The sequence below is a fragment of the bacterium genome, assembly GCA_030654305.1.
GTDB lineage: Bacteria > Krumholzibacteriota > Krumholzibacteriia > LZORAL124-64-63 > LZORAL124-64-63 > PNOJ01.
In genome coordinates, this window is record JAURXS010000229.1 from 1 (window position 1) to 2327 (window position 2327).

The window sequence follows — 2327 nt, forward strand, 5'->3', positions numbered from 1 at the left end:
CGCTGGATGATCTCGTCGGCGCTGGCACCGGTGAGCAGGCCCGAAAGCTCGGCGCCCGCCTGGTCCTTCGCGATGTAGGAGAACGTCGTCATCTTAAAACCTCTTCCCGTCCGCGGGTCAGTCGCTGATGCACACCCGCAACACTTCCTCTAGTGTCGTCACGCCGTCGCGCACCTTGAGCAGCCCGCTCTGCTGTAGCGTCCGCATCCCCTCCGACTGCGCCTGCTGCCGGAGGTCGCTCGTCGTCCGCTTCTCGGCGATGAGCTCGCGCAGCGCGGGCGACATCACCATCTTCTCGATCACCGCGACGCGCCCCGCGTAGCCGCGCCCGCGGCAGGAGACGCAGCCGGCGCCCCGGAGGAACTTCTCCGGCATCACGGCCCTGTTGTCGGCATCGTTGCCGAGGGCCATAAGCAAATCTTCCGAGGGGGAATATTCCTCCAGACAGTGCTGGCAGGTCCGCCGGACCAGGCGCTGGGCGGCCACCAGGGTGACGGCGCTGGCCGCCATGAACGGTTCGGTCCCCATCGAGACCAGGCGGGCGGCCGTGCTCGGGGCGTCGTTGGCGTGGATGGTGCTGAACACCATGTGGCCGGTAAGCGCGGCGCGGATCGCGATGTCGGCGGTCTCCTGGTCGCGGATCTCGCCGACCATGATCACGTCGGGGTCCTGGCGCAGGAAGGCGCGCAGCGCGTTGGCGAAGGTCACCTTCTTGCGGACGTTCACCTGCACCTGGTTGATGCGGTCGATCTGGTACTCGACCGGATCCTCGATGGTCGTGATGTTCAGCGAGCCGCTGTCGAGCTCCTTGAGCGCCGCGTAGAGCGTGGTGGTCTTGCCGGACCCCGTCGGGCCCGAGAGCAGGATCATGCCGTGGGGGCGGTGGATCGCCTGGCGCACGGACTTGATGTCGTCCTCGGCGAGGCCCAGGGCGGTCAGGCTGTAGTTGAAGTTGGTCTTGTCCAGCAGGCGCATGACGATCTTCTCGCCGTGGATCGTCGGGATCGCCGACACGCGCACGTCGACCTCGCGGCCCTCCCGGCGGAAGGTGAAGCGCCCGTCCTGGGCCGTGCGCCGCTCCGCGATGTCCATGTTGGACATGATCTTCAGGCGGCTGACCGTGCCCGTGTAGACCGCCCGCGGCGGGTTCAGGGCGTCGTAGAGGATGCCGTCGACCCGGTAGCGGATCACCAGGCTGCTTTCCTGGGGCTCGACGTGGATGTCGGTCGCCCGGTCCTGGATGGCCTTGCCGATGATCTGGTCGACGAGGTTGATGACGCCGGCGTCCTGGGCCGCGGCGGCATCGTCGGGTTCCTCGCCCACCCGCAGGGCCGTCTCGCCGATCTCGTCCATGACCGACTCGATCAGCTGCGAGACGTTGCGGTCCCCCATGATGCGCCCGTAATGGTCGTCGCGGGCCTTGGCGAGGGCCTCGGAGGGGGCCAGCAGGATCTCGAGCTCGCAGTCGATCCGCGAGGCCGTGCGCTGCAGGGTGTCGATCGCTTCCACGTCGAGGGGATCGTGCATGGCGACGAGCAGGACGTGCTCCTGCACGTGGACCGGCAGCAGGTCGTGGCGCCGCGCGAACTCCTGGGGGATCAGATCCAGGGCGGTCCGGGTCACCTCGTCCCGCGACGGGTCGAAGAGCCGGTGGCCGAGCTGGCTGCCCAGGGCGTCCAGCAGGTCCCATTCGGTGATCAGGCCGCGGTGTTGGAGGATCTCGCCGAGCCGCTCGTGGGAGAGCTTCTGCTCGACGAGCGCCTCGTCCAGCTGGCCCTGGTCGATCACGCCCTTGTTGATCAGGAATTCGCCGAGACCCGGCGCCTTCGTGTGCATCAAGGAACTTCCCCCATCCCCGGTGTGCGGCGTGGCCGGCGAGATGCCGGACGCGTGCCGTCAGGGAGGAGGGCTGCAACGGGCGTGCCATCGTGTCCCGATGGGGCGCATGGGTCCCCGGCGTGCCCGTGGATGGCCGAAATTCGGATGTTGAAACTCCCGATTCAGGAGGCGCCGCGTTCCGGCAACTTGCACGGGGGCAACTAATTGAAGGTGCGCAGCCTTCTGGCGCCCGACGCCGGTGGAGGCGTGGCACGTCGGGGCGCCCTCGTCGTCGGTTGCCGCCGAGGCGGGCGGAACGGGGGCCCAAGCCGCCGACGCCGCCTGCGAGCCCCGGGGGAGGGCTGGCTAGAAATTAGACACTTGCAGCGGTCGGGGCGGGACCTGCCGAATCGTGCAATTTGCGACGGGATCGGCTAGCATGTCGGCATCCATCCACCCACGCCGAACCGCCGCCCGATGGGGTTGGCTGCCGAGGAGGCACCGCATGG

At 68.4% G+C, this 2327-nt stretch carries 1 protein-coding gene; it reads right to left on the reverse strand.

The window, feature by feature from the left end; translation table 11 throughout:
- Positions 1-117: 117 nt before the first annotated feature.
- Positions 118-1836 (reverse strand): ATPase, T2SS/T4P/T4SS family, encoded by a 1719-nt coding sequence (locus Q7W29_06370; GenBank protein MDO9171440.1) that lies wholly within the window; start codon positions 1834-1836, stop codon positions 118-120.
- Positions 1837-2327 lie beyond the last annotated feature (491 nt).

What these genes read in the sequence shown, in the direction of transcription:
- Q7W29_06370 (MDO9171440.1), bottom strand. Translation starts at nt 1,836, where the DNA reads ATGCACACGAAGGCGCCGGGTCTCGGCGAATTCCTGATCAACAAGGGC.